Below are 7,911 nucleotides of genomic sequence, written 5' to 3'. Positions count from 1 at the left end.
AAGGCCTGTTGGAGGCCGCTTGCGGGCGAAGGGTGGCCGAGCCGGTTCGCGAGCAAGCTCCCTCCAACAGTCGATCTCGGCGGAGCGCAAGATCGAAGGCCTGTTGGAGGCCGCTTGCGGGCGAAGAGAAGCGCAGAGCCTGTCCCGGACTTGATCCCGCAAGCCTCCGGCGGGCTGTACGATCGGCTGAGAAACGTGCGTAATCAGGAAGCCCTTTCGGGTACTTTTGGGACTACAAAAGTACCTCGCCGAAAGCTCGCGGAGCGAGCGGGCGAAACGCCTTTGACGTTGACTCTGAAGTTGAATTCGAATCTGGCGGTACGCCAGGAGCACCTGCGGTTTTCAATAAGAAAACAAACCAGGATTTGACGCCCACCCGTCAAACTGACCAATGTGAAAAACGAAAACCTCCTCGTACCCTCCGCCGGCGGCCTCTACTGCGCGGCCGGCGATTTCTGGATCGACCCCCTGCGCCCGGTGCCGCGCGCGATCATCACGCACGCCCACGCCGATCACGCGCGCGGCGGTTCGGAGGAGTACCACACGGCCGAAGCCAACCGCGCGATCCTCGCCGCGCGGATCGGTGCCGGCGCGGATGGCGAGGGTGACGAGTCCGCGACCGTCGATCGGCCGGATCACCACGGCCACGCCTGGGGCGAGCCGTTCGAGCTCGTCGATACGCGAATCACGCTGTTTCCGGCCGGCCACATCCTCGGTTCGTCGTGGGTGCGGATCGAGTCCGAGCACGGCACCTGGGGCGTGTCCGGCGACTTCAAGCGCGCGCCGGATCCGACCTGCCAGGCCTTCGAACCGGCCGACTGCGACGTCTGGGTCACCGAGTGCACCTTCGGGCTGCCGGTCTATCGCTGGCCGGCGCCGTCCGAGGTCATCGACCAGGTCGAGCACTGGTGGGACGAGTGCCGCGCTGCGAATCGGCCGGCGGTGCTGTTCTGCTACGCGCTGGGCAAGGCGCAGCGGGTGCTGGCCGAGCTGGGCGCGCGCCGGCCGGCGATGCGGGCCTGGCTGCACGGCGCGATGCGACCGCTGACCGACATCTATCGGGATCAGGGCGTGGCGCTGCCGGAGACCCTGCCGGTCAGCGAGGCGGAGCACTCCGAGAAGTTCGCCGGCGAACTGGTGCTGGCGCCGCCCTCGGCGGCCGGGTCGCCGTGGATGCGGCGGTTTCCGAAGCATTCGGCGGGGTTCGTGTCGGGCTGGATGCGGATCCGCGGCAACCGGCGGCGGCGCGGCTACGATCGCGGTTTCGTGATGTCGGATCATGCCGACTGGCCGGCGCTGATCGAAACGGTGGCCGACCAGCGGGCCCGGCGGGTGATCACGATCCACGGCAACGGCGAGCCGCTGGCCGGCTACCTGACCGATCGGAACGTCGAGGCCGAGGCATGGAACCTGCGGGCGTCGCTGGCCGAGGGTTCGCGATGAAGCGCTTCGTGGCGATGTTTCGCGCGCTGGACGGAACCACCGGGACCAACGCAAAGGTCGCGGCGCTGACGGCCTATTTCCGGGATGCCGAGCCGCGCGACGCCGCCTGGGCGGTGTATTTCCTGACCGGGCAGCGACTCAAGCGGCTGGTGACCACGCGGGAACTGCGCGAGTGGACGGCCGAGCATGCCGGCCTGCCGCTGTGGCTGGTCGAGGAGAGCTACGAGCATGTCGGTGACCTGGCCGAGACCATGACGCTGCTGACGCCCGAGCCGGAGTCCCGCGACGTCGAGCTGCCGCCGCTGCACGCCCTCGTCGAACGGGTCGTCCGGCCGCTCGGCGGGCTCGACGACGATGCACGGCGCGAGGCGGTGACCGCGCAGTGGGCCGCGCTGCCGGAGACCGCGCGCTTCCTGTTCAACAAGTTGATCACCGGCGCGCTGCGGGTCGGCGTGTCGAAGCGCCTGGTCACCCGCGCGCTGGCCGAACTGGCCGGTGTCGAGCCGGGGCTCGTTGCGCACCGCCTGATGGGGCAGTGGCAACCGACCGCGGAGAACTTCTGCGCGCTGGTCGCCGGCGAGGGCGCCGATGGGCCGGCGCCGGCCACGCCGTATCCGTTCTTCCTGGCCTCGCCGCTGGATGACCCGCCGTCGGCGCTCGGCGAGCCCGGCGACTGGCGCGCGGAGTGGAAGTGGGACGGCATCCGGGCCCAGCTGATCCGCCGGGCCGGTGAGCACTTCCTGTGGTCGCGCGGCGAGGAATTGCTCAACGGTCGCTTCCCGGAAATCGAATCCGCCGCCGAGGCGCTGCCCAACGGGACGGTGCTCGACGGCGAGATCATGGCCTGGGACGACCGGGCCGACCGGCCGCTGCCGTTTTCGGTGCTGCAGACCCGGATCGGCCGGAAGAAGCCGGGCCCGAAGACCCTGGCCAGGGCTCCGTGCACGCTGCTGGTCTTCGACCTGCTGGAGCACGGCGGCGAGGACCTGCGCGCGCGGCCGCTGAGCGAGCGGCGTGCGCTGATGCGCGAGCTCATCGAGCCGCTGGGCTCCGGGATTCGCTCGCCCGACGACGTCGTGTTCGATGACTGGAACGCGCTGCCCGAGCTGCGGGCGTCGAGCCGCGAGCGCGGCGTCGAGGGCCTGATGCTCAAGCGCGCGGAGTCGCCGTACCGAGTGGGGCGAACGCGCGGTGACTGGTGGAAATGGAAGATCGAGCCCTACACCTTCGACGGCGTGCTGCTGTACGCCCAGCCCGGTCATGGCCGGCGCTCGAACCTGTTCACGGACTACACCTTCGCCGTTCACGGCCCCGATGGGCTGGTGCCGGTGGCGAAGGCCTACTCGGGCCTGAACCAGAAGGAGATCGACGAACTCGACCGCTGGATCCGCCAGCACACGAAGGAGCGCTTCGGGCCGGTGCGCTCGGTCGAGCCGGTGCAGGTGTTCGAGCTGGCCTTCGAAGGCATCGCCCGCTCGAGCCGGCACAAATCCGGCCTGGCGCTGCGCTTCCCGCGCATCCATCGCTGGCGCCGCGACCTGGACATCGCCGGCGCCGACCGGCTCGAAGACCTTGAACGACTGCTGCCCGCTTGAGGCCTTCCTGGCCGGCCGCGGGGCCGAGCCCCAACCGTTCCAGCGCGCTGCCTGGGCGGCGTATGCGGACGGTGCCAGCGGCCTGGTCCACGCGCCGACCGGCAGCGGCAAGACCCTGGCGGCCTGGGGCGGAGCGGTCCGCGAGTCGATCGAACGCCCGGGCAAGGGCCTGCAGTACCTGTGGATCACCCCGCTGCGCGCGCTGGCCGCCGACACGGCCCGCGCGCTGGATCGGCCGCTGGCGCACGCCGGGCTGCAGGATGCCGTCGCGCTTCGCACCGGCGATACCTCCGCGCACCGGAAGAGGAAGCTGATGAACCAGCCGCCGCCGGCGCTGGTGACGACGCCGGAGAGCCTGTCGGTGATGCTGAGCTACGCCGACGCCCCGCAGCGGCTGAAGAACCTGCGCGCGGTGTTCGTCGACGAGTGGCACGACCTGCTGGACACCAAGCGCGGCGTGCTGCTGCAGCTGGCGCTGGCCCGGCTGCGCGGCTGGAATCCCGGGCTGAGGACCTGGGGGCTGTCGGCCACGCTCGGCAACCTCGACGAGGCGGCCGGTGCACTGGTCGGCGCGTACGCCGAGCCGGTGATCATTGCCGGCGAGCTCGACCGGCCGGTGGAGCTGGTCTCGCTGCTGCCCGATGCCGTCGACCGCTTTCCCTGGGCCGGCCGGGTCGGCATTCGCCAGTTGAAGGCGGTGGTCGAACGGATCGACTCGGCCGAGACCTCGCTGTTGTTCACCAACACCCGCTCGCAGGCCGAGATCTGGTTCAACGCGATCCAGGCGGTCTGCGACTGGCCCGACCGGGTCGCGCTGCATCATGGCTCGATCTCGCGCGATCTGAGACAGCAGGCCGAACAGGGCCTGGCCGACGGGACGCTGAAGTGCGTGGTCGCGACGGCCAGTCTGGACCTGGGCGTGGACTTCTCGCCGGTCGACCAGGTGCTTCAGGTGGGATCGCCGAAAGGCATCGCGCGGCTGATCCAGCGCGCCGGGCGCTCCGGACATCGGCCCGGCGGCACGGCGCGGATCGTGTGCGTACCGACCCACGCGCTGGAGATCGCCGAGCTGGCGGCCGTCCGCGAGCAGCTGAGCACCGGCCGGGTCGAGCCCAGGCGCCCGCTGACGCTGGCGCTGGACGTGCTGGCCCAGCACGTCGTCACCGCCGCGCTCGGGGGCGGCGTCGCGCCCGATGCGCTGTTCGACGAGGTCCGTACCACCCACGCCTTCGCCGGACTCGAGCCGGCGCAGTGGCAGTGGGTGCTGGACTTCGTCATCCGCGGCGGCCCGGCGCTCGAGGCCTACCCGGCGTTCCGGCGGGTGGAACCGGTCGACGGCCTGCTGCGCGTGCCCGATCGACGAATTGCCATGCTGCACCGGCTGAACATCGGCACCATCACCGCAGACGGTGCGCTGGCCGTGAAATTCCAGAAAGGCGCCGTGCTCGGCCACGTCGAGGAGCGCTTCCTGGCCCGCCTGCGACCCGGTGAGCGCTTCGTGTTCGCCGGCCGGGTGCTGGAGCTGATCCGGATCCGCGACATGACCGCCTGGGTGCGCGCGGCGAAGACCAGCAAGGCCCAGGTCCCGGCCTGGCAGGGCGGGCGGCTGCCGCTGTCGACGCTGCTGGCCGACGGGCTGCTGAAGCTGTTCGAAGATTTCGCCGCCGGCTGCCTGCCCAACGCCGCAGAAGCGCGCGCGGCGGCGCCGCTGATGGCGCTGCAGCAACGGGTTTCGGCGCTGCCGGCCCGCGACCGGCTGGTCCTGGAGCAGGTGGTCAGCCGCGAAGGCGCGCACTGGTTCGTCTTCCCGTTCGCCGGCCGGCTGGCCCACGAGGGGCTGGCCGCGCTGCTGGCCTGGCGGATCGCGCGCGAGCGTCCGGTGACGTTTTCGATCACCGTCAACGACTATGGCCTCGAGCTGCTCAGCGCCGAGCCGGTCGACCTGACGGCCGAGCACTGGCAACGCCTGTTCGATCCCGTGGGCCTGGAACGCGACATCGTCGAGAGCCTGGACGCGGCCAACATGGCGAAGCACCGCTTCCGCGACATCGCCCGGATTGCCGGCCTGGTCCAGCAGGGCTATCCCGGCCGGGGCAAGGCGGTGCGCCAGATCCAGGCCTCCAGCGGCCTGGTCTTCGACGTGCTCAGCGAGCACGATGCCGGCAACCTGCTGCTCGACCAGGCCCGCCGCGAGGTGCTGGAGGCCCAGCTCGAGGTCCGCCGGATTCGCGCGGTGCTCGAACGCAGCCGCAGCCAGCGCTTCGAACTGCGCGCTCCGGAGCGACTGACTCCACTGGCGTTCCCGCTGTGGGCCGATCGGTTGCGCGCTCACCTGACCAGCGAGGACTGGCAGGCGCGCGTCGAGCGGATGCTCGGACGCCTGGAGCGCGACGCGGCATGAGCCTGCGCATCGAGCTGGCCGGCCATGCGCTGGACCTGCGCGGCGATCGCTCGGTCTGGTGGCCCGAGCAGCGCACCGCATTCGTCGCCGACGTTCACCTCGGCAAGGATCAGGTGTTCCGTCGTTCGGGCGTGCCGATTCCGGCCGATGTACTGCACGCCGAGCTGGCCGCGCTGGATGCCGTGCTGGCCGGCACCGGTGCCGAGCGGCTGGTCGTGCTCGGCGACTGGGTGCACGCCGCACCGGCCGGCGACGACGCCTGGCCACACGTCGTGGCGCGCTGGCGCGAACGGCACGCGGCGCTGGAGCTGATCCTGGTGGCCGGCAACCACGACCGGGGCCTGCGTCCATGGCTCGAGCGCTGGCGCATGACCGAGTGGGGCGAGGGTATCGAGATCGACGGGCTGGCCCTGATGCACGAAGTCGATCCCGCGGATCCGCCGGCCGGGTTCTCCGGGCACATGCACCCGGTGGTGCGATTCGGATCGCGCGGCGACCGGGTCCGGCTGAGCGCGTTCGCGCGCCGCGACGATCACCTGATCCTGCCGGCCTTCGGCCGTTTCACCGGCGGCGGGGAAGGGCTGGAGCGCGCCGGCTGGTCGTTCTACGGCATCGCCGGCGAGCGGGTCGTCGACCTCAGCGGCGCTCGACGGCGGCCTCGGCGCTGAGTCGGACCTCGCCGGCGGCGTCGAGCAGCTCGATCGTGACCGTCTCGCCCTCGGCCGGAACCTGTTCCGGGGCCATCAGCATGATGTGCAGGCCGCCGCGTTCCAGCGTCACCGAGCCGCCGGCCGGTACCTCGAGCACCTCGATCCGGCGCATCCGCATCATGCCGTCCTCGCGATACGAGCGGTGGATCTCGACCCGGCCGAAGCCGGCGGCGCGTGCATCGACGATTTCGACGGCCGTATCGCCGTCGTTGACCACCGCCATGTAGCCGGCCATCATCCGCGCCGTCGGCGGGGCGGCCGGAATCCACGGGTCCTCGGCGCGCAGGCCATCGGCAGCCGCGGCATCGATTACCATCGACACGAGCAGGATCGTCAGAGCGAAACTCGTCAGGGCAGGGCGGAGCATTGCGATCTCGTTGTTCAGAAGTCCCTCATATTCTATCCGTTTGCCGTCGCGTCAAGGAGAAGGCACCCATGGATCTGACCCCGTCCGATGCATCGAAGGAACTGACCGAACGGGTCGAAGCCTTCGTCGAGCAGCGCATCCTGCCGCTGGAGTCCGAACTGCTGTCGGCGGACCGGCCGGAAGACCAGCGCTGGCAGGAGCCCGAGGCCGTTCGTGCGCTGAAGACCGCGGCCCGGGCCGAGGGCCTGTGGAACCTGTTCCTGCCCGACGCCGAGCTCGGCGCAGGCTTGTCGAACCTCGACTACGCGCCGCTGGCCGAACGGATGGGCCGCTCGCTGATCGCCCCGGAGATCTTCAACTGCAACGCGCCCGACACCGGCAACATGGAGGTGCTGTACCACTACGGTTCCGAGGCCCAGAAGGCCGAGTGGCTGGTGCCGCTGCTGGCCGGCGAGATCCGCTCGGCGTTCTGCATGACCGAGCCGGGCGTGGCCTCGTCGGACGCCACAAACATGGAAGCCACCGCCGTCGTCGACGGCGACGAGGTCGTACTCAACGGCCGCAAGTGGTGGTCGACCGGGATCGGCCACCCGGACTGTGCGGTCGTCATCTTCATGGCGCTGACCGACCCCGACGCCGACCGTCACCGTCGCCATTCCATGGTGCTGTGCCCGGTCGACGCGCCGGGCGTGAAGATCGAGCGCATGCTGCACGCCATGGGCTTCGACGACGCGCCCTACGGCCACGGCGAGGTCAGCTTCACCGACGTGCGGCTGCCGGCCTCGAACATCATCGCCGGCCCCGGCCGCGGCTTCGAGATTGCCCAGGGCCGGCTGGGGCCGGGCCGAATCCACCACTGCATGCGCCTGATCGGCCTGGCCGAGCGGGCGTTGGAGCTGGCCTGCAAGCGCGCACTGAGCCGCACGGCCTTCGGCAGGCCACTGGCGAAACTCGGCGGCAACGCCGAACGCATCGCCGATGCCCGGATTGCCATCGAACAGTCGCGGTTGCTGGTGATGAAGGCCGCCTGGGCGCTGGACACCCACGGCATCCGGGGCGCGATGAGCGAGGTCTCGCAGATCAAGGTCGCGGTGCCGAACATGGCCCAGAACGTCATCGACATGGCCATGCAGCTGCACGGCGGCGGGGGCCTGAGCGAGGATTTCCCACTGGCCGCCGCCTGGGCCGGCGCCCGCGCCCTGCGCCTGGCCGACGGCCCCGACGAAGTCCATCGCATGATCGTCGCTCGCGCCGAATTCGAGAAGTATCTGGGATAGGAGGCTTCGTTCGGCGTTGCGGCCGATTCCTTCAGGGGATGGGCGCAACGGCGCGAAGCGGCGAAGAGCCCAATGGATGGCAGATGGAACGACAAGAACGGAAAAGCGGTTTCACGCA

The 7,911-nt window shown here is 70.4% G+C and carries 6 protein-coding genes; 5 read left to right on the top strand and 1 reads right to left on the bottom strand.

What is annotated here, in order from left to right:
- The first annotated feature begins 393 nt into the window (after window positions 1-393).
- The 4 genes from HFP89_RS05555 to pdeM are packed head-to-tail and all read left to right on the top strand — an operon-like array spanning window position 394 to window position 6,107.
- Entirely contained in the window at window positions 394-1,443 is a 1,050-nt protein-coding gene (locus tag HFP89_RS05555; protein WP_346775195.1) for a ligase-associated DNA damage response exonuclease, read from the top strand.
- Entirely contained in the window at window positions 1,440-3,038 is a 1,599-nt protein-coding gene (locus HFP89_RS05550; protein ID WP_168716645.1) for an ATP-dependent DNA ligase, read from the top strand. The genes HFP89_RS05555 and HFP89_RS05550 overlap by 4 nt, the downstream gene beginning before the upstream one ends.
- Window positions 3,016-5,439: a ligase-associated DNA damage response DEXH box helicase gene (locus HFP89_RS05545; RefSeq protein ID WP_168716644.1), complete on the top strand. Its 2,424-nt coding sequence runs from the start codon at window positions 3,016-3,018 to the stop codon at window positions 5,437-5,439. The genes HFP89_RS05550 and HFP89_RS05545 overlap by 23 nt, the downstream gene beginning before the upstream one ends.
- Entirely contained in the window at window positions 5,436-6,107 is a 672-nt protein-coding gene (gene pdeM / locus HFP89_RS05540; RefSeq protein WP_168716643.1) for a ligase-associated DNA damage response endonuclease PdeM, read from the top strand. Before HFP89_RS05545 ends, pdeM begins: the two co-directional genes overlap by 4 nt.
- Here pdeM and HFP89_RS05535 read toward each other — a convergent pair.
- Window positions 6,076-6,516 (bottom strand): copper chaperone PCu(A)C, encoded by a 441-nt coding sequence (locus tag HFP89_RS05535; RefSeq protein ID WP_240956085.1) that lies wholly within the window; start codon window positions 6,514-6,516, stop codon window positions 6,076-6,078. The genes pdeM and HFP89_RS05535 overlap by 32 nt on opposite strands.
- Window positions 6,517-6,584: 68 nt before the next feature.
- Here HFP89_RS05535 and HFP89_RS05530 point away from each other — a divergent pair, with 68 nt between their 5' ends.
- The gene (locus tag HFP89_RS05530) at window positions 6,585-7,793 is read left to right on the top strand and encodes an acyl-CoA dehydrogenase family protein (RefSeq protein WP_168716642.1); all 1,209 of its coding nucleotides are present in this window, start codon (window positions 6,585-6,587) and stop codon (window positions 7,791-7,793) included.
- Window positions 7,794-7,911: the final 118 nt, after the last annotated feature.

Source organism: Wenzhouxiangella sp. XN79A, from assembly GCF_012272825.1.
In the GTDB taxonomy this organism is placed as follows: Bacteria; Pseudomonadota; Gammaproteobacteria; order Xanthomonadales; family Wenzhouxiangellaceae.
Note: the sequence above shows the minus strand (reverse complement) of the source record. Positions and strands in the feature narration are given on the sequence as shown.

Bases quoted from the DNA above. Each gene is read 5' to 3' on its own strand.
- HFP89_RS05530 (WP_168716642.1), top strand. From the start codon at position 6,585: ATGGATCTGACCCCGTCCGATGCATCGAAGGAACTGACCGAACGGGTC.
- pdeM (WP_168716643.1), top strand. From the start codon at position 5,436: ATGAGCCTGCGCATCGAGCTGGCCGGCCATGCGCTGGACCTGCGCGGC.
- HFP89_RS05535 (WP_240956085.1), bottom strand. From the start codon at position 6,516: ATGCTCCGCCCTGCCCTGACGAGTTTCGCTCTGACGATCCTGCTCGTG.
- HFP89_RS05550 (WP_168716645.1), top strand. From the start codon at position 1,440: ATGAAGCGCTTCGTGGCGATGTTTCGCGCGCTGGACGGAACCACCGGG.